18 protein-coding genes are annotated in these 20288 nt (G+C 42.0%); 7 read left to right on the top strand and 11 right to left on the bottom strand.

Annotated elements, in window-relative coordinates; all coding sequences use genetic code 11:
* The first annotated feature begins 100 nt into the window (after window positions 1-100).
* The 3 genes from ID12_RS01300 (at window position 101) to modB (ending at window position 3508) form a co-directional block, all read left to right on the top strand.
* Window positions 101-1951 carry an LTA synthase family protein gene (locus ID12_RS01300; protein WP_025207970.1) on the top strand — a complete coding sequence of 617 codons (1851 nt, stop codon included), beginning with the start codon at window positions 101-103 and terminating at the stop codon, window positions 1949-1951.
* 115 nt (window positions 1952-2066) lie between these two features.
* Window positions 2067-2843 carry a molybdate ABC transporter substrate-binding protein gene (modA, locus tag ID12_RS01305; RefSeq protein ID WP_050826608.1) on the top strand — a complete coding sequence of 259 codons (777 nt, stop codon included), beginning with the start codon at window positions 2067-2069 and terminating at the stop codon, window positions 2841-2843.
* Window positions 2843-3508: a molybdate ABC transporter permease subunit gene (gene modB, locus ID12_RS01310; RefSeq protein WP_050826609.1), complete on the top strand. Its 666-nt coding sequence runs from the start codon at window positions 2843-2845 to the stop codon at window positions 3506-3508. Before modA ends, modB begins: the two co-directional genes overlap by 1 nt.
* 187 nt (window positions 3509-3695) lie before the next feature.
* On the opposite strand, the gene ID12_RS01315 is transcribed toward modB, so the two are convergent.
* The 7 genes from ID12_RS01315 to ID12_RS01345 all read right to left on the bottom strand — a co-directional run bounded on the left by ID12_RS01315 (window position 3696) and on the right by ID12_RS01345 (window position 12175).
* Entirely contained in the window at window positions 3696-4541 is an 846-nt protein-coding gene (locus tag ID12_RS01315; RefSeq protein WP_008347122.1) for an aldo/keto reductase, read from the bottom strand.
* Between the two features lie 68 nt (window positions 4542-4609).
* Complete coding sequence (locus tag ID12_RS01320) at window positions 4610-5479, bottom strand: ROK family protein (RefSeq protein ID WP_050826610.1); 870 nt, start codon at window positions 5477-5479, stop codon at window positions 4610-4612.
* Window positions 5480-5542: 63 nt separating this feature from the next.
* Window positions 5543-7558, bottom strand: coding sequence for a Na+/H+ antiporter (locus ID12_RS01325; RefSeq protein WP_017359242.1), 2016 nt, complete (start codon window positions 7556-7558; stop codon window positions 5543-5545).
* A 320-nt stretch (window positions 7559-7878) separates the two neighbouring features.
* Window positions 7879-8490 (bottom strand): trimeric intracellular cation channel family protein, encoded by a 612-nt coding sequence (locus tag ID12_RS01330; protein ID WP_007500242.1) that lies wholly within the window; start codon window positions 8488-8490, stop codon window positions 7879-7881.
* 342 nt (window positions 8491-8832) lie between these two features.
* The gene (locus tag ID12_RS01335; protein ID WP_007500241.1) at window positions 8833-9246 is read right to left on the bottom strand and encodes a disulfide oxidoreductase; all 414 of its coding nucleotides are present in this window, start codon (window positions 9244-9246) and stop codon (window positions 8833-8835) included.
* On the bottom strand, window positions 9243-9929 hold the full coding sequence (locus ID12_RS01340; RefSeq protein ID WP_017359241.1) for a DsbA family protein: 687 nt from the start codon (window positions 9927-9929) through the stop codon (window positions 9243-9245). Before ID12_RS01340 ends, ID12_RS01335 begins: the two co-directional genes overlap by 4 nt.
* 146 nt (window positions 9930-10075) lie before the next feature.
* Window positions 10076-12175, bottom strand: a complete 2100-nt coding sequence (locus ID12_RS01345) for a heavy metal translocating P-type ATPase (RefSeq protein ID WP_050827632.1) — start codon at window positions 12173-12175, stop codon at window positions 10076-10078.
* A gap of 422 nt (window positions 12176-12597) precedes the next feature.
* Here ID12_RS01345 and ID12_RS01350 point away from each other — a divergent pair, with 422 nt between their 5' ends.
* From ID12_RS01350 to ID12_RS01360, 3 genes are read left to right on the top strand one after another with little or no spacing between them, the layout of a single operon-like run.
* Complete coding sequence (locus ID12_RS01350; RefSeq protein WP_008347622.1) at window positions 12598-13341, top strand: metal ABC transporter ATP-binding protein; 744 nt, start codon at window positions 12598-12600, stop codon at window positions 13339-13341.
* A complete protein-coding gene (locus tag ID12_RS01355) occupies window positions 13341-14213 on the top strand; it encodes a metal ABC transporter permease (protein WP_007500236.1) in 873 nt (290 codons plus the stop codon). The genes ID12_RS01350 and ID12_RS01355 overlap by 1 nt, the downstream gene beginning before the upstream one ends.
* A gap of 13 nt (window positions 14214-14226) precedes the next feature.
* Entirely contained in the window at window positions 14227-15165 is a 939-nt protein-coding gene (locus ID12_RS01360) for a metal ABC transporter substrate-binding protein (protein WP_025207974.1), read from the top strand.
* A 38-nt stretch (window positions 15166-15203) separates the two neighbouring features.
* Here the strand turns inward: ID12_RS01360 and ID12_RS01365 are convergent, their stop codons facing one another.
* Window positions 15204-15752: a hypothetical protein gene (locus ID12_RS01365; protein WP_025207975.1), complete on the bottom strand. Its 549-nt coding sequence runs from the start codon at window positions 15750-15752 to the stop codon at window positions 15204-15206.
* Window positions 15753-15840: 88 nt separating this feature from the next.
* Here ID12_RS01365 and ID12_RS01370 point away from each other — a divergent pair, with 88 nt between their 5' ends.
* Entirely contained in the window at window positions 15841-16449 is a 609-nt protein-coding gene (locus ID12_RS01370; RefSeq protein WP_050826611.1) for a TetR/AcrR family transcriptional regulator, read from the top strand.
* A 14-nt stretch (window positions 16450-16463) separates the two neighbouring features.
* Here the strand turns inward: ID12_RS01370 and ID12_RS01375 are convergent, their stop codons facing one another.
* The 3 genes from ID12_RS01375 to aspA form a co-directional block, all read right to left on the bottom strand.
* Complete coding sequence (locus ID12_RS01375; RefSeq protein WP_050826612.1) at window positions 16464-17399, bottom strand: response regulator; 936 nt, start codon at window positions 17397-17399, stop codon at window positions 16464-16466.
* Window positions 17396-18712 carry an ATP-binding protein gene (locus tag ID12_RS01380; RefSeq protein WP_017368058.1) on the bottom strand — a complete coding sequence of 439 codons (1317 nt, stop codon included), beginning with the start codon at window positions 18710-18712 and terminating at the stop codon, window positions 17396-17398. Before ID12_RS01380 ends, ID12_RS01375 begins: the two co-directional genes overlap by 4 nt.
* Before the next feature lie 117 nt (window positions 18713-18829).
* On the bottom strand, window positions 18830-20275 hold the full coding sequence (aspA, locus tag ID12_RS01385; protein ID WP_035701391.1) for an aspartate ammonia-lyase: 1446 nt from the start codon (window positions 20273-20275) through the stop codon (window positions 18830-18832).
* Window positions 20276-20288: the final 13 nt, after the last annotated feature.

The raw sequence follows: 20288 nt of genomic DNA on the forward strand, positions 1-20288 counted from the left end.
AAAAGCAGGATATGAATTGATCATTCCTCATTTTTTTAGTAGTTTTAAGATAAGTGTTTTTGCCTTGCAGCTGAATACAGAATGGTGAGGAGTTACATAAATGAAAGCGTTTTTCAAAAATCACTGGTTTTTAGTGTACTCCATCCTCTTTATGTGGATGAAAACATACATCATTTATCAATTCGGATTTCATATACGAACGGCCAATCTGTTTCACGAATGGCTGCTTTTGATCAATCCACTTAGCTTTTTGCTCCCTTTGTTTGGGATTGCTCTTTTCTTAAATGAAACGAAACAAAAGGTCTTTTTATTGACCACAAATTTTATTTTGACAGCCATTTTGATATCGAATACGATCTTTTACGGTTTTTATATTGATTTCATTACCATTCCTGTCTTATTTCAAGCAAAGAACATGGGAGATATGGGCAGCAGTATGACTGAATTGTTTCATCCGCTATTTATACTCATGCTGATTGATTTTGTGGTGCTGGCATGGCTCTTAAAACGGAAACCGTTATCACCAAAAGCGTCTTTTAAGACGATCAAAACATACTATGTGGTTTGCTGCAGTTTTCTATTGTTCCATGTCAGCTCAGCCATGATGGATCACCCTCGTTTTTTGACAAGCTCATATGATCGAGAAGTCATTGTACGCAACCTTGGGCTGTTTCAATTCCATTTGTATGACGGTGCCGCTCAAACAGCACGTATTGGACAAAAAGCCTTTGCTGACGAAGATACACTTTCAACAGTGGCAAACTACACAAAAGCTGATTACAGTGCACCGAATGAAGACTACTTTGGACTTGCTAAAGGCAAAAATGTCGTGTTCATTTCACTTGAATCAACACAGCAATTTGTCATGAATCAAAAGGTGAATGGACAATACATCACCCCATTTTTAAATCAACTTGCCAAAAAAAGCTTCTATTTCGATGAATTTTATCAGCAGACAGAGCAAGGCAAAACGTCGGACTCAGAGTTTATCGTCGCAAACTCCCTCTATCCATCTAGCAGTGGCGCTGTCTTTTTCACAGCGAGTGACAACGAATATGACACACTGTACAAGCAATTGAAAAAAGAGAATTATCAATCCGTCCAATTTCATGCGAATAATAAAACGTTCTGGAATCGTGATGTGATGTATGAATCTCTTGGGATTGACCGCTTTTATGATGTCGATTCATTTGATGTCAATGAACAGAATTCGACTGGCTGGGGCTTAAAAGATATCGACTTTTTTGACCAATCCATTGATTATTTAAAAAAGCTGAAGGCGCCTTATTACAGCACGTTTATTACCTTAACCAATCACTTCCCATTTGAAATTGATCCAAAGGATCAGTTCATTGATGAATATGATTCGACTAGCACCATTTTAAACCGCTATGTGACCACCGTCCGCTATCAAGATGAAGCCATCAAAAGGTTCTTTGAACGAATGAAAGAAGAAGGACTATATGAAAATACAATGTTTGTCCTGATGGGAGACCACTATGGCATTTCAGAAGCACATCATGAGGCAATGGCAGAGCTGCTGAAGCAGGATGAAATCACACCGTTTGATGCGGTTAAACTGCAGCGGGTCCCTTTTTTGATTTACATTCCTGGGGTGACAGACGAGGCGCCTCAAACCATTTCTGAAACAGCCGGTCAAATGGATGTCAAACCGACACTTCTTCATTTACTCGGCATTGAATCAAAAGATGCCATTCAATTTGGAAATGACCTTTTCTCCAATGAGCGTACACCGTTCGCTGTGCTGAGAAATGGAAACTTTATTACAGATGATTATCTTTATACAAAGAACACGTGCTATGATCAAAAAACAAAACAACCTGTTGAAGAAGATGAAGTATGCCAGCCCTATATAGAAAAAGCCAATAAAGAGCTGTCTCTATCAGATAAAGTGATCAACGGGAACTTACTACGTTTTTATCAGCACTAAAAGCTGCCCTCTGGCGGCTTTTTCTTTTCTCTTTTCCTGAAAACCTATGAATGGTCAAATAAGTTTGATTATAATAAAGGATACACATGATGTTGAATGATAAAGAGGTGTGATCATGAAATATTTATTCGTAACCTACGTCACCATCTGTTTGCTCCTGACTGGATGTCAAACGGAGTCGACGTCATCAGATCAAAGCAAAAAGACAGAACTTGTGATTTCAGCGGCGGCAAGCCTGCAGGATACTTTGAAAGAGATTGAATCTGCCTATGAAGATGATCATCCAAACGTGACACTCACGAATAATTTCGGGTCATCAGGTGCATTGAAGCAGCAAATCGCTCAAGGAGCAAAAGCGGATCTCTTCTTCTCAGCAGCTGAAGAGCCTTTTGATGACCTTGTTCAATCCGGCGACATCGATCAGGATCATACAAAGGATGTCATACAAAATGAGCTTGTCCTCATCGTGCCAAAAGATGGTTCCTCTTCTATCAAAACCTTTCGCGATGTTGATCACATAAAAGGAAAGATAGCGCTTGGCACACCTGAATCTGTTCCTGCTGGTACATATGCAAAAGAGATTTTCACAAAACTGAATATATGGGATCAAGTGAAACAAAACGCTGTCTATGGCAAGGATGTTCGTCAAGTATTAAACTATGTCGAAACAGGAAATGTGGAAGCTGGTGTCGTGTATAAGACGGACGCGCTCGTTTCTCGCAAAGTAAAGATAGTAGATGAGGCAAATCAAGACATGCATTCCCCCATCATTTATCCTGTTGGCATCGTCAAACAGACCGAACATATGAAGGAAGCGAATGCATTTTTTCAATATCTCCAATCAGATCCAGCCGCAGCGATTTTTAAAAAGTACGGCTTTCAAGTGAAATAATGCCGATGCTGACCGAAGATTTTCTTTCACCTATCTGGCTGTCCGTACAAGTGGCTGCTTTCAGCGGATTATTGGCTGTCGTTTTAGGAACGTCCATTGGTTTTTGGATGGCCCGTACATCTTTCAAAGGGAAAATGATCGTGGAAACGCTCCTCATGATGCCGCTTGTCCTTCCGCCAACGGTCGTAGGATTTCTGCTGCTCGTTGCGTTCGGGAAGAACAGCGTGATTGGACAAGCCATTGAATGGATCTTCCATCAGCCTGTCATCTTCACTTATTGGGCAGCGGTCATTGCATCGACAGTTGTCGCATTCCCGCTCATGTATCAATCAGCGAAAGCTGGTTTTTCTACGATTGAGTCAGACATTGAAGGTGCTGCAAAAGTTGATGGTGCGCATTCTTTCCAGGTCTTTGCCTATATTACCGTCCCACTCGCACTGCCATCTCTTCTCTCTGGTGCGGTTTTAAGTTTCGCAAGGGCCTTAGGAGAATTTGGAGCGACTTTAATGTTCGCCGGCAACATTCCTGGGAAAACGCAAACCCTCCCAACAGCCATCTATGTGGCGATTGATTCTGGACGAATGGAACTTGCGTGGGCTTGGACCATTTGTATTGTGATCCTGTCTTTCCTCATGCTGTTGGCTGTGCGCCGAAGCAGGACTTAAAAAATCCCCTTCTCAAAAAGAGAAAGGGGATTCAGATTGTTGACAAAGGGCTAAAATGAACTTGATTTTAGCCCAGCCCTTTGTCTTCTTTTCAGCGTGATAGAAAACCTTTGCTAGTCTAGGAAGCACCAGTACTCACTGACAAAATATGCGAGGGTTTGTCTACACGCTAAGGGGATAATTTTATTTATTCAAACCCAACCGTCATCGTTTCTGGATTAGACCCGACACGTTCGTTATTATTAAGTGCATTGATTTTTTCCATGTCTTCTTGTGAAAGCTCGAAGTCAAAAATGTCGGCATTTTGTTTAATGCGATCTTCATTGATTGATTTTGGAATGGTGACAACGCCGCTTTGCAGATCCCAACGCAAGATCACTTGAGCCACAGATTTGTTGTATTGTGCTGCAATTTCCTTTAATACGTCATGATCCAAAAGCTTTCCTTGCATCAGCGGAGACCATGCTTCAATTTGAATGCCTTTTTCTTTCGCATATTGTCGTAATTCGACAAGTGTCAGTTTTGGATGAAACTCCACTTGGTTCACCGCTGGAACAACCTCCGCATCTTTTAACAGCTCTTCTAAATGCTGCACGTAGAAGTTGCTGACACCAATCGCTCTTACTTTTCCATCTTTATAAAGCTTCTCAAGCGCACGCCATGTCTCTTTAAATGTATCTGCATTTGGTCCAGGCCAATGAATCAAATAGAGGTCTAAGTAATCAAGACCGAGCCGGTTTAAGCTTGCGTCGAATGCAGCGAGTGCTTTGTCATATCCTTGATCTGTGTTCCATACTTTTGACGTAATGAACAATTCTTCTCTTTTGACGCCAGATTCTTTAATGGCTTTCCCTACGCCTGTCTCGTTTTTATAAACGGCAGCCGTATCAATGCTGCGATAACCGTTTCGTATGGCTGCTTTTACGGCATCAACCACTTGGTTGCCGTCCTCCACTTTGAATACACCTAAACCAAACCATGGCATTTCTACTCCGTTATTTAGTGTTACGGTATCATTCAAGCTTTTGACCATGTTAACAACCACCTTTTCATAGATTCCATCTTTTTCATTATCTCATGTTGCGTTTGAAAACTCTATTATCAGGCGTTTCTCTTCGCTTCAATCGCTAACAGCAAAGCACCTGTCATACCTGCCTTGTCCTCAAGTCCAGGAGAGACAATGTATGTATCAAGCGGCGGCATGTCGACATAATCATTGACATACGCAGCCAGCTTCTCTCGAATGAGCGGAAATAGCTGTTTTTGCTTCATGACGCCTCCACCCATTATGATTCGCTCTGGGCTTAATATCAGCGTGTATTGCATTAATGCCTGTGCTAAATAATCTGCTTCAAGAGACCAAACTTCTTCTTCTTCGGTAAGCTCTTTAGCCGGCTTCCCCCACCTTGCCTCAATAGCTGGTCCTGCCGCCAGTCCTTCTAAGCAAGTACCATGCGCTGGGCAGACACCTGCGAACTGATCTGATTCATACTGCCTGACCAGGATGTGTCCCATCTCTGGATGTGAGTGACCGTGGAGAAGCTCATTTTTCACAACAGCCCCGGCACCAATCCCCGTACCGACCGTGATATACAGACAGCTGCTTAGCCCTTTGGCGGCCCCTTTTGTCAGTTCACCTAATGCTGCGGCATTGACATCTGTCGTAAAGGACACCGGTACGCCTAATTGTTTCTCCAGCTCAGGTATAAACGGGTAATGTTTCCATTCAACCTTCGGCGTATTCATGATGTAACCGTAAGAAGGATCGTCTTTCTGGACACAAATCGGTCCAAAGGAACCAACCCCTAATGCTGCAATTTCATGTTGCTGAAAAAATGGAATAAGTGATTGGATGGTTTTTTCCGGGTGCTCTGTTGGAATGGTCAATTCCTCTATGATATCACCATGTTCATTGCCAATGGCACAACAGAACTTTGTTCCCCCAGCTTCAATCGCTCCGTAATATGTCATCCTGCCTCTCCCCCTGCTCGTCTCTTTTTTTCATCATAAAACATAGGCGAGAAGATGACAACATCATGTATTGGTCAGTAAGACTGCTTCCATGTCGTTGATATACTCCCTTAAATGATGGGCAATATCACGATTGATTTCGCCATTTTCATATAAGGTTTGGATTTCATTACGAATCGTCTGTACGGCTTGGAAGTTAAGCTCTTTCTTCTTCCGGTCAAACGTACGATCCTTTTGCTGAAAGAAAGAAGGACCATGTTCACAGCGGAATATCACTTGATTGTAAAACCCAATGACTTGATGACACGTTTGTTGATTGTCTTCGGTCATATGGTGCTTAATAGAATCCACCGCAGCTTCAGCCGTTTTCTTACGGATTTGTTTATACGATTCCTCGTTTTCTAATATGCCGCTTGAAATACGCTGATTCGGACGCCATAGTTGAAGCCATTGTAGTAAGCGCAGAAACTTCACTTTTGAGAAACGAATTTTAAAGGAGTTGGAATAGAGCATTTCCAGCTCATGAAATCTCTCTTGCAGCTCATACGCTTCTTCTTTGTCGATTTTCTCTTCCTCAATCAACTGCTGAAGTTTCATCTGTTCTGCTTTAATGCCGTGTAGTCTGATTTTTCTCTCTTGTTTTCTCATACCAAACTGATACGGTTCCCGCTGAATATTTCTCAGCTTCATTCGGTAATCATTGATGAGTGCAAGGGAGACTTCTCGATTGTCTTCATTCATTCCTTCTTTTAGAGTTTTAATGGCACTTCTCAGCAGCTTCCGTTTCGCGTGCTGAATCTTTGTATCTAAGTCCACATCCACTTGCTTATCTTTTTTCTCCGATAAAATAGGCAGCAGCACACTCGCTAAAATGAGTGTACATAAAATGACGCCTGCTGCGAGGAAAATAATTAAATGACGCTCAGGAAATGGTGATCCGTCTGCAAGCGTAAATGGGATGGAGAAAGCACCTGCTAATGTAACAGCACCACGAACACCAGAGAATGTCATCAGCATGGAAGCACGCAGCTTCGGTTTTTTCGCGTTCTTCTTTTTCGATACACTCCAGTTTCCTGCCCAGAACAGCCATACCCATAGAAATCTGAGAATCATTAGACAGAATGTAATGATTAAAATGTAACTGATGACCTGCATATTATTAAAGGCTTCATCTTGGAAAATGACGGTCGATACATCAGGAATTTGTAACCCAAGTAAAACGAAAACAAGGCCATTTAAAATAAATAAAATAATATTCCACGTGTTTGAAGAAGCAATTTGCAGTTTTGCTAAATTCGCTTCCATTCGGTCTTGCTCGATGGCATGTGTCACACCACCGGCAACAACGGCTAAAATGCCGGATACGCCAATTTCTTCCGCTGCTAAATAAATCACAAACGGCGTGAGGATTTGCAGGATGATGTGCATTGTGACATCGTCCATGCCTAAACGGCGGAGAAAATAGCGGAAACGAATGATAAAAAACGACAGAATAAATCCAGTCAATAATCCGCCAGCAGCAATCAGAACAAAGCTAAAGGATGCCTCAGCAATGGAAAATGCCCCTGTAACCGTTGCAGCAATAGCAAATTTAAAGGCAACAAGTCCTGACGCATCGTTCATCAGCCCTTCGCCTTCCAGCAGTCTCATGATCCCCTTCGGCATATTCACACGGCTGGAAAGTGCACTTACAGCCACTACATCTGTCGGTGATAAAATCGCTGCAAGCGCAAATGCAGCTGGAAGTGGTATGCTTGGAATCATCCAATGGATGGTATATCCTGCGACAATGACCGTTGCAAATACGAGCCCTAAAGCTAATAGAAGAATGGGTGCTCTTAATTTCCACAGCTCGTCCCTTGGGGTACGCTTCCCATCATTAAATAACAGCGGTGCAATGAATAAAACGAAGAATAGCTCAGGATTTAAAGAAATATGTAAACCTGAAGGAAAAGCTGCGACCAATATCCCTAAACCCACTTGGATTAATGGAACTGGAATAAAGGGCAGAAAACGATTGATAATATTAGATGATGCAATGAGTGCTAGTAGTACGAGCACTGCCAAAAAAATCTCCACTAGTACATGTCCCTCCCATTTCATTTTTTCCGTCATGTTTTGCTTACATGCAAAGATGTGTTCATTTCTTTCAGATCCATCCGTTCGGTCATGAGCGTTTCTTTAGTATCCCGCAAAAAGCGAAACCAACACATAACAATCCATCTAGGCAAAAAAAGACTGAATCTACATATTCAGTCAAATGACAACATTTTCATCTCGTGTATTGTTCCAATGATGAATAAAGAACCTACTTTTATTTTACACGAAAACAGCTTGACCTGCTGACATCAAGCTCGAATAACACATAAAAAAAAGAGCGACATCGCCCTCTTTTCGTTTTACCCTTTATTTAAAAAATAAGACCTAGCGGGAAGCCGCCATTTGAATAAGTAGGAACAAACCCTGCATATGACGAGGATGACAAACAGCAGATATAAAGCAAGCTCTCCTTGCGCTAAGCCGAGTCCGACGAGTAAGCCGCCAAGGGCTGCCCATACTGCGTAAATCTCTGCTTTTAGCACAAGTGGCTTTCGTCCTGCTAATAAATCACGCACAATGCCGCCGCCACTTCCAGTCAAAATGGCTGCCACAATGACCGCACTGAGCGGGAGCTCTCTTTGTACAGCAAATAATGCGCCTTGAATCGCAAAGGCTGCTAAACCGATCGCATCCGAGAAATTCCCCCACGTGCTCCAGTGCTTGAGCAAAAGCTTTGGAAATAGGAACACGATCGTAATGGATACAAGGGCAATGGTAAACATTTTGCCCTGCGACCATAAAGCAGACACCGGAAGACCAATTAATAGATTCCGAATCGCTCCCCCACCAAATGCTGTGACAATCCCTAAAATGTACACACCAAGAATATCGTACTCTTCTTCCATTGCGACAATCGCACCACTAATGGCGAATGCCACAATGCCAATAATACTTAACACTTCCCATGCCATTTTCCGCTTATCTCCTTACCATTGTCTGATCATCTAACACTCTCCCCTTAATGTATATCTGACACAAATGAAAAGCAATACAAATTTTCTTTAAATTTTATCTTTTTGCAAAAATAAAAAATAGCCTGCTTAAAAGCAGGCTCAGATTGTTGACAAAGGGCTAAAATGAACTTGATTTTAGCCCTTTGTTTTTTTCAGCGTGATAGAAAACCTTTGCAGTCTAGGAAGGACGAGTACTGGCGCGGAGCGAATTTGACATTCGTGAGCACCAGCACGCAGGACTGACAAAGAATGCGAGGGTTTGTCTACACGCTGCAGCCTGCTTAAAAGCAGGCTATCTCCTCAATCTTCTTTTGCATTTAAAAGCAGCATACTAATGATGATCAGAATAAATGCAATGAGAGCTAAGAGTGGAATGGTGATAAAACCAAACCAGTTCAGATAATCAACGGAACAAGGAATACCGCTTAGACAAGGACGAATCGATGCAAAGCCTGGAATCTTTTGTTCCATATAATGATAGATGGAAAAGCAAGCACCAATCCCGGCCAAAGGGAGAACGTAGTACTTCACTTTGACATCGCCACGGAATGTAGCAATTCCAAGTAAAAGCACAAGCGGATACATGAAAATGCGCTGAAACCAGCACATATCACATGGAATAAACTTCTTTACTTCGCTTAAATACAGGCTGCTCATCGTCGCCACAATTGAGACGATCCAAGCGCTGTATAAGTAAATCAGTTTATTTTTCATGATTTTTTCCCTTTCAGCTCTTGATCAATTAATTCTTTGATTTCATCATAGTCATAAAAGTTTTGGACTTGTTTATTGTTAATGAAAATAGTTGGTGTTGCATTTACTTTGTATTGATTCACCAACTGATCATCTGTGTTCAGCTGTGGCTGATATGTTTTCTTTGATAGGTTATCTTTCAGCTTGTCCGTATCAATTTTCGTTGTCTTCTTCGCCAATTCGGTGAGCTTTGCTGGCGTTACCCATTCTGCTTCACTATCTGGTTGTGCGTTGTAGACCGCTTCATGAAATGCCCAGAAGTTTTTCGGATCTTCTTTCCACACTTCTTCAGAAGCCAGTGCTGCTAATACCGCACCGTCCCCATGAACAGGCAGTGGTAAATTAATAAATGAGAAGGATACATCGCCATTATCTATGTAGTCTGCTTTCAATTTTGGGAAAATGTCTGTCTCAAATGATTTACATGATGGACATTTGTAGTCCCCAAACTCGACAACTTGCACTTTTGCCTTTTGATCTCCCATGACAGGCTGTCCTTTAATAGACGGCTTACTGTCGACTGTTTGTGCTTCTTGGCTGTTGTTGTTACCGATCACAACGAAAATACCGATGAGAAGAGCTGCAATGATGGTTAATATAACTGCAAACTTGATGGATGAAGATTGATTATTTTTTTTACTCACAAAAGCACCTACCTTATCTTTTTCATTCATTCCTTCACAAAGAAAAAGGATAACAGCTCAGGAAAATGCCATTATCCAACTTCTTCTATTTTAACAAGAGGGGGTCTATTATGAAAGACGCTATTCATGAATTTTTCCTTACAATTTTATTTCATGACCCTCATCGCATTTAAAACAGCCAGTACAGTGACACCAACATCCGAGAAGACGGCTTCCCACATCGTTGCAATACCGAATGCACCAAGTATGAGAAAGACGGCCTTCACCCCAAGAGCAAACGCAATATTCTGCCATACGATGGCTCTCGTTCTTTTAGCGACAGCAATGGCTTCCGCTACCTTTGATGGCTGATCTGTCATAATCACAATATCAGCCGCTTCAACTGCTGCATCCGAACCAAGCCCACCCATGGCAATACCTATATCCGCTCTTGCCAAAACCGGCGTATCGTTTATGCCATCACCAACAAACAATAATTTGTCTTGAGATGCTTTTTTCTGATACATGTCTTCGATTTTGGCGACTTTATCCTGTGGCAATAATTCAGTGTGAACTTCGTCAATGCCGATCTGCTGTGCGACTGCATTTCCTACTTGCGCAGCATCCCCTGTAAGCATCACGGTTTGAATGCCCGCAGCTTTTAGAGAAGATATCGCTTCAACTGCATCGTCTTTTACTTCATCTGCAATCAAGATAGATCCCGCAAACTCACCGTCTATTGCTAAATACACAACCGTTCCGCTTCGTTTTTCTTTTTCAAAAGAAATGCCTTCTCGTTCCATCAGGCGATGGTTACCTGCCAATACATGGGCTCCGCGAATTGTCGCTTTGATCCCATGACCCGCAATATCCTCGTAAGATTCGATCTGGCTCTCATCAAGAGACGCTCCGTAAGCCGCTTTAATCGATTCTGCAATCGGATGCGAAGAATGTGCTTCTGCCAGTGCCGCAAAAGAAAGCAATTCCTCTTCTGACCATTTCTCATTCGCTGCTTCGATATGAGTGACTGTAAAGTTTCCTTTTGTCAAAGTACCTGTTTTATCAAACACCGCATAGCGCACAGAGTTTAAGGCTTCCAAGTAGTTACTGCCTTTCACTAAAATGCCTCGTTTTGATGCGGCACCAATCCCGCCAAAGAAACCTAATGGAATGGATACAACGAGAGCACATGGACACGAAATGACAAGGAAGACAAGTGCCCGGTACACCCAATCAGACAATTGAGCTGATGGGATGAGAAGCGGTGGTACAAAGGCAAGCAATAAAGCTAGCACGACCACAGCAGGTGTATAATATTTAGCGAACTTTGTGATAAAGTTTTCTGTCTGCGCTTTACGGCTGCTTGCATTTTCGACTAAATCTAAAATCTTCGTAACCGCTGACTCACTGAGCTCTTTTTGCACTTCAATTTCAAGAATGCCGTTTTGGTTCACAAATCCAGCAAGCACTTCTTTTCCTGCTTCCACATCTCTTGGAACAGACTCCCCAGTTAGTGCAGAGGTATCCACAAGAGAATAACCGTCTATCACGCGTCCATCCAAAGGAATTTTTTCACCTGGTTTGACAACAATACGGTCACCCGCTTTGACTTCTTCCGGCTTTACCTTTTTTGTTTCTTGCCCCACTTTGAGGTTTGCGTATTCTGGACGGATATTCATTAATTCGCTAATTGATTTTCTAGAGCGGTTCACAGCTGCCCCTTGGAACAGTTCTCCAATTTGGTAAAACAGCATGACTGCCAATGCCTCAGGATACTGCTGAATCACAAAAGCACCAACTGTAGCTATGGTCATTAAGAAGTTCTCATCAAATACTTGACCGCGCACAATATTTTTCAGCGCTTTCAGGACAACATCTCCGCCAACGAGTAAATACGCGGCGAAAAACATGATGAACTTCAGTAAGCCATTGTCAGGTATAAAATAAGCCGCCGTTCCAATGACTGCACCACCAATTAATTTCAGTACAATCGTTTTTAAATTCTTTGTTCCATGATCGTGATCGTGGTGATGTCCTTCTTCTTTTGGTGATACACTCACATGAGGTTCAATGGACTGAACGGTTTTTTCAATACGCTTTGACATCGTTTCTTGTGCATCAGCATGTGTCACAGTTAATGTACCCGTCGCAAAATTAATTGAGCAGGCTTCAACCCCTTCGAGTTTGCTGACACCTGTTTCAATTTTACGTGCACAGTTTCCACAATCGAGACCGCTTAATACGTATTCATCCTTCATCTTTTTCATGTTCTCACCTTTTTCTATATAAGTAGCCTTCCCTGATTCAATCAAACCTATCAGCTGCTGTAGATATTATATATGAGCACATATTCATATATTGAATTACCCTTATTATATGAGGAGTTCTTACAAACTGTCAATCATTTATAAGCAAATGTTTGAGATTTTTCGTATTCAAGGATGTCACGTGAATTTTCAATAATCCATGCTCATGTCCCCTCTTCGTTGCATAACATAAAAACGATCGCTTGATGGGAATATTCAGCATTTCTCTTTACAAAAGAAGGACATACGATTAGAATAAGATAAAAGTTTCCTTAAGGAAACAAATTAGCGTTAGAGAATCATTTCATCCTTTAGTCAAAATTATTAAATGTATGCATATATTTTTAGGAAACGCAATTGATGATCGAAAGGGGCCGCAAGAGATGTCAAACGCTTTAACAATCGACCGCCTGTATGTCTCATACCACGGACAGGATGCACTAGAAAACGTCTCTCTTTCCATACAGGAAGGAACGATGACTGGAATCATTGGTCCAAATGGTGCTGGTAAATCGACTTTATTGAAAGCATGTTTAGATTTAATTGAAAAGGATCAAGGGGATATTCGTTTTTTTGAACAACCCTTTAAACAAGTGAGAAAACAGATCGCCTATGTACCGCAAAGAAATGATCTAGACTGGACGTTTCCTATCCATGTGCTGGATACCGTACTGCTTGGCACATACCCAAAGCTCGGATTGATCAAACGACCGAAAAAAGAAGACCGTGCCTATGCGTACCATTGCTTAGAAAAGGTCGGGATGCAGGACTTTGCCAAAAGACAGATTGGGGAATTATCTGGCGGTCAGCAGCAGCGTGTCTTCCTTGCGCGAGCACTCGCTCAAAACGCACAGCTCTTTTGTTTAGATGAACCATTTGTCGGAATTGATATGGCAAGTGAAGAAACGATGATCGGCATTTTGAAGGAATTACGAGATGAAGGAAAAACCATTCTGGTCGTCCACCATGACTTAAGTAAAGCCGATGATTACTTCAGCCATCTCGTTCTTCTAAATAAAAAGCTGGTCAAAGCAGGGCCTGTACATGATATTCTTCGTCCTGAGGTCATGCTCCAAGCATACGAAACACAACTGCCATTTTTAAAATCAGCAGGAGGAGACGCGTAATGGAATTCTTAACCGGACTTTTTGAATATGCGTTTTTACAAAAAGCGTTATTTACATCCGTTATGGTAGGGATCATCTGCGGCGTCATTGGCTGCTTTATCATTTTACGGGGAATGGCTTTGATGGGAGATGCGATTTCACACGCTGTACTTCCAGGTGTCGCCATCTCTTATATGCTCGGCATTAACTTTTTCTTTGGTGCGGTTCTAACTGGTGTACTGACAGCCATCGGCATCGGATATGTCAGTCAAAACAGCCGCATTAAAAATGATTCTGCCATCGGCATCGTATTCACTGCTTTTTTTTCCATTGGGATCATTTTGATTACATTTTTGAAAAGTTCCAGCGATTTATATCATATCTTGTTTGGAAACGTACTAGCCGTTCGTTCATCTGATATGTGGATCACGCTTGGCATTGGCATTTTCATTTTGCTGGCTGTCATTGTTTTCTACAAAGAACTGCTCATTAGTTCATTTGATCCAGTGATTTCTTCGGTTTACGGTTTACCGAATCGCATGATCCATTATTTCCTCATGACCTTATTGACCTTAGTGACCGTGGCGTCTCTGCAAACTGTAGGTATTATTCTTGTTGTTGCAATGCTTATTACACCAGCTGCCACCGCTTATTTACTGACAGACCGGCTATGGATCATGATTTATTTATCTGCTTTTTTTGGAGCAGTTTCAGCCGTCGTAGGACTTGGGCTCAGCTTTACGTATAACTTATCGTCTGGTGCTTCCATTGTGCTGGTCGCGACCATATTATTCGGCAGTGCCTTTATCTTTTCACCGAAACAAGGGATATTGTGGAGATCCTTAAAATCGAAGCGAAAACGAACACAGTTAAAAAAGGAAGCGTCTATGTAAAAGGAGGACATATATGAAGAAGGTATTAGCAATCCGTTTGACCGCAGTATGTATTGCCCTTTTGGTCATCGCAGGCTGTTCTACTCAGCAAAAGAGTTCCGGAAAAGATGACGGTACATTAAAAGTTGTCACGACCTACTCCATTCTTTATGACATTGTGAAGGAAGTAGGCGGACAGCATGTCTCTATTCACAGCATTGTTCCCATTGGTACAGACCCACATGAATTTGACCCACTACCAAAGGATGTTCAGTATACGACGGATGCAGACCTTGTTCTATCTAATGGCTTGAACCTTGAAACAGGGAATGGCTGGTTTCAAAAACTGCTTGAATCGAGCGGCAAGGACGGAGATGATGCACCTGTAGCCGAGCTGAGTAAAGGCGTCAAAGTGAAGCATTTGTCTTCAAAAGGGCTTGAAAGCCAGCAGGACCCACACGCATGGCTGAATGTCGAGAATGGGATTCTTTATGCGCAAAATGCCAGAGATGCGCTCATTCAAGCAGATCCTGAGCATAAAGAGGATTACGAGAAAAATGCTGAAACCTATATCAAAAAACTTCAAACGCTTCACGATGAAGCAAAAGACAAGTTTGATCAACTCCCAAAAGACAAAAAACTCCTTGTCACAAGCGAAGGGGCATTCAAATATTTTGCGGATGCGTATGGACTGAAAGCCGGCTACATTTGGGAGATCAACACAGAAAGTGAAGGAACTCCTGGACAAATGAAGCGCATCATTCATTTTGTTAAAGACCATCAAGTTCCTGCCCTTTTTCTTGAAACAAGTGTAGATAAGCGCAGCCTTGAAAGCCTATCTGAGGAAACCGGAGTTCCGATTAAGGGGAAAGTATTTACGGACTCTATTGGCAAAGAAGGTGAAGATGGGGACAGCTACTATAAGATGATGAAATGGAATATTGACACCATTTACAAAGGATTGTCCTCATAGCAAAAAGACAGGTGGAATGAGTCCGCCTGTCTTTTTTGTCAACCTGCTATATTTTCCGGGTGTTTTTTCGGCCAAATGACGTAGCTGATGCTAATGATGAAATCAATGGTTAAGACCATCCCCCACACACTGACAAGCTGCATCAGAGATTCCGTTCGTTCTGGTGCTTGGATGAGATAGGTCAATCCATATAACAGCCCCGCTCCGATGACATAAGAGATGAAATGACGCGTCCAGCCCACCATCTCATACAAAGACCGCTCCTTCCCGTACTTTGGTTTTCCCTTCGGCTTAGGGCCTCCTGCAAAACGATAAGCAAACTTAGCATCCGCCCATTTCACCATTTGATGTCCAAAGGCAAGGCTCACACCAATATAAACAGCCGCAAGCCCGTGAATGACGTTCGCCACAGCCCCTTGCTTTAAATCTATATAAGTAGCCGCAAGAAGGATGAGATCTAAAACCGGCGTACAGACAAGAAAGAAAGCACCCCATTTTTTCTGTTTAAACACATAACGCAGTGTTAAGCCCATAAGAATAAACAGCCAAAAACCAATTTCACATGCCACAATCAATAAACCGACCAATTTCCCCACATCCTTTTTAACACGATTGTATTAAATAAAAAATAACACAACTGTGTTAAAAAAACAATAGCTGTGCTAAAATCAAGGTATGCCAAAAATCGTCGATCACCATAAACAAAAACAAAAGGTCGCTCAAGCTGCTATGAGAGTGATTAAACAAGAGGGATTGGAAAGCGCTTCTGTACGAAAAATAGCCGTTGAAGCTGGCATTTCAGCCGGCTCTATGCGTCATTATTTTTCCACACAGCAAGAATTATTTCTATTCTCCATGAATTTAATTCAGGAAAGAGTGAAGGAGCGAATTGCTAAGCTTCCATTAAACGGTTCAACAGAGGAAAATGTATTCACTTTATTGGAGCAGGTTCTTCCACTAGACGAAGAACGAATATTTGAAATGGAGGTGTGGCAGGCTTTTACAGTCAAGGCACTGACTGAACCAGATTTACAGCCGCTCAATGCAAAGATGTATGACGAGCTTTTTCAAACCGTTCAATTTTGCTTAATGAAATTGAAAGAGGATGAGCTACTGCTAGATCATCTCGATCTTTTATTAGAAACTGAGCGGCTTTATGCGGTCATCAATGGGCTTGCATTGAATGGAATCGTACAGCCCCATCGTTTACCGCCACAGCTCATGCGCTCCGTGCTACAGATGCATCTTCAATCCATCACAAAAAAAGACATGCTCTCCTTATAGAGAGCATGTCTTATTTAATCTTCCATGAAAATACGTTTCGCCTCGTAATAGAGCACCTGTACAAATTTCTTCACATTGATACGTGTGTGCTCTTCTCTTCCACTTTTCTCTTTTGTGAGTTCACTCATTTTCTTACGCACAATGGTAAAATCGAAAAATTTTGATGCATAGTTTTCAAAGGTTGGGTGAGAAAAATCGGTTAACCCGAGCGAGGCGATGTGTTTCAATGATTGGTTGATCGCACGTCTTACCCGCTGTTCCGCTGCTTTTGCTTCTCTTGCGATGTCTGCTGATGTAAAAGGTTCGTTTAATTTATCCTCTGTGATGCCAGTGAAAATTACTTTTAATGAAGGAAAAGAGTCGTGCTGATCGGCATGTAACGCTAAATACTGATCTGTGAAAAGAATCATATCTAGTAAATCCTTAGACCCTTTTTCGCCGACAATCCCAAGCTCCGCCAGCAAAAACTGACCTGCCTCTGCAAGACTTTTCCCACGCTGCTTCGTTTTCGTGGTCTGTCCGCGCTGCTGGAACTGCATGACCGATTTGAGCGAATGCTGAATATTTTCAATTGAGTGCTCTAAATGCAGACGTTCAATCATGAGGTGGAGCACACTTAAGACCTCTACCCGATTGATCGGCTTTGTCACATAATACTCGACACCGAGCGTATATGCCTGGCCGATGAGTTCCTTTGTTTCTACCTGTGACAGCATTAAATATTTCCCATGAAATTCATCCTTGATCGCTCGAATCGTCTCAAGACCGTCCCTTTCCGGCATCAGAAGATCAATACACAAGATATCAATATGCAAATCATTTAAGTAGCTCGCTGTTACTTCAGCACCATCCTCTGCTTCCCCTGCCACAATGCCAAGCTCTTCATCTTCAATGAGCTGTGCCAGTGAAGAACGAACGGCTTCATCATCATCAACAATAAAAAATCTCATCTCCCATTCCCCTCTTTTCTGCTGACTTGATCAATTGGTATCGTTAAAGTGAACATCGTTTGTTGATTTGGGATACTCTTCATTTCAACACTTCCGCCAAGCTTCTCGGCTGTGTCTTTCACATAGGAAAGACCGATGCCGCTTGATGGGTTCCCGGCTTGGTCGTATTTTAAAGTGAAGCCCGGTTTAAAGATCACATGATGGTTACGCTCTTTAATGCCTGGACCGTTGTCACTGATTTGAAAAATTACATCATTCTCTTTCCGCGAAATGGATAGTGATACCTCTCCATTTACTGGAATCGCTTCAACGGCATTGGATACAATGTTATTTAATAAAGATAGAATGGTATACACATGATAAGCAGGGTGCTGTCCTTCTTCATCATAATGAAAAACGATGTGTTTTTTAAGAGATTCCGCGTAATTTTCATGGATACGAATCACAAGTCCAGCGATATGAGCAGGACTTGCATACTCCTGAAAGTTTTCCTCATGAATCAGTTTTGATAAGGCAGAAAAAATCCGCTGATTATCCTTTTTGATTTCGTGTACCTCACCTGCAATTTGCAGGGCTGTTTTTCCGAGTTTTTTTAAATCTAATGATTCCGTATCCTTTGCATGATGCAGAGATTGATACAATTGATATGAAGTAGCTGTAATGTGCTCAGCATGTGCAAGGGTTTTATAAAAATATGTAGATTCCGTATAAAGATTCGACAGCAGCATCAACAGGTGTTCCTTTTCCTTCTTCATTTGGCGCTCTCTCGCCTGTTCTTCGTATAATCGAATCATCGTATAACAAGCCAATACGAAAAAGCTTCTGAAAATCGCCAATACAAATAGTTGAAACAGCGTTCTCACTGTTAAAATTTCATCAATGGCTCCCCTGAGTGCAATCATTTCGACTACACTTGCACATAGTTCCATGATAATCCCTGTCGCCCCAATGAGCCAAGGCTTATCACGGAAACGTCTGACCTGTAATACATAAAAAAGCGTACCATAGACGACGTAATACAGCAGGGAAGGAAATCTTAAAGAAACGGCCTCTTCCAGCGCTAAGTGGCCTGACACAGCGGTATCAAGAAGCACCCGGAATGCAAACACTGATCCCCCCGCAATGATGCCGCTTGCCCATGCCGGGAATTTTTTCATTTGAAGCAGGATAAAGAAAAAGACAACGGTTCCAAAGCTGACCCGAAAGCTATCCTCAAATGGATAAAATTTCAGCTCTCCCCCAATCGGAGTCAGAACAATGAGCATGATAATTAAATAAGGCTCTGTATTCAACCATTTTTTCAGTAGATTCAAACGCAGTCACATCCCTAATAATTGACGATAGTATACTATGTGAGCTTCAGAAAAACAAACAGTCCATGAAAAAACGCACACCGGACATTTGTCGGTGTGCGCTTCTCATGATGCCGCTTAATCTTCTAAACGATCCTTTTCTAAAAGTGATGCGCCAGCAATACCTGGTTTTGTCATTTCAAAAGGATTTAAGATCACATCAAGCTCTTCCTCTGATAACACATCATTTTGCAGACAAAGCTCACGTACAGATACGCCTGTAAGAATCGCTTCTCTCGCAATTCGTGCAGCAGCTTCATAACCAATATGCGGATTGACCGCCGTCATGACACCAGCACTCTTTTCTACATATTCTTTTAATCTAGATTCATCTGCTTTTAGGTCACGCAAGCAGTTATCGACAAAGGATTCAAATACATTTTTCATCATACTGAGAGACTGTAGTAAGTTGAATATTAAAACTGGCTCCATGACGTTCAGTTCAAGCTGACCAGCCTCTGATGCAAGGCAGATCGTGTGGTCATTTCCAATGACTTGGAATGCCACTTGGTTCATGACCTCAGGCATCACTGGGTTGACTTTCCCTGGCATGATAGATGAACCTGGCTGTCTCGGCGGCAAGTGCAGCTCACCAAAGCCTGCTCTAGGACCTGAAGCCATCAAACGAATATCGTTTGCCATTTTGGACATATTCATCATACATACTTTCAGTGCAGCTGATACTTCTGTATAAGCATCTGTATTTTGCGTAGCATCGACTAAATCTTCTGCTCCAACTAACGGCAATCCGCTAATGTCAGCTAGATAACCAACGACCTGGCGAATATATTTAGGATCAGCATTCAGTCCTGTTCCAACTGCTGTTGCGCCCATATTGACTTCATATAAATGCTGTCTAGACTGCTTGATTCGTTTAATATCACGAGCAAGAACCTTTGCATATGCACTAAACTCTTGACCAAGTCTGATTGGAACAGCGTCCTGAAGATGCGTACGTCCCATTTTGATGACATGATCGAATTCTTGCGCTTTTTCTGTCATGACTTGATGCATGTTTTCCATCGTATAAAGTAGTTTTTCAATCATATTCAATGTTGAAATATGAATCGCTGTTGGGAAAACGTCGTTTGTTGACTGCGACATGTTCACATGCGTGTTTGGACTTAGCTCAGTATAAGCGCCTTTTTCCTTTCCTAGTAGTTCAAGCGCTCTGTTTGCAATGACTTCATTGGCATTCATATTCATTGAAGTGCCAGCTCCGCCTTGAATTGGATCGACAATAAATTGATTGTTCCATTTTCCTTCAATCACTTCATCTGCGGCTTGAACAATTTTTTCTCCAAGACCAGCATATAGTCGCTTTGTATCCATATTTGCAAGTGCGGCTGCCTTTTTGACAATCCCTAATGCTTTGATGAGTTCCTCATGAACATGGTAGCCAGTAATTGGAAAGTTCTCTACTGCACGTAATGTTTGAATTCCATAATACGCTTGAGTGTCTACTTCCTTTTCACCTAGAAAGTCTCGTTCGATACGAACTTGCTTGTCCTGTAGCTTCGTCATTTGAAAAGATCTC

Source organism: Bacillus altitudinis (assembly GCF_001191605.1).
In the GTDB taxonomy this organism is placed as follows: Bacteria; Bacillota; Bacilli; order Bacillales; family Bacillaceae; genus Bacillus; species Bacillus altitudinis.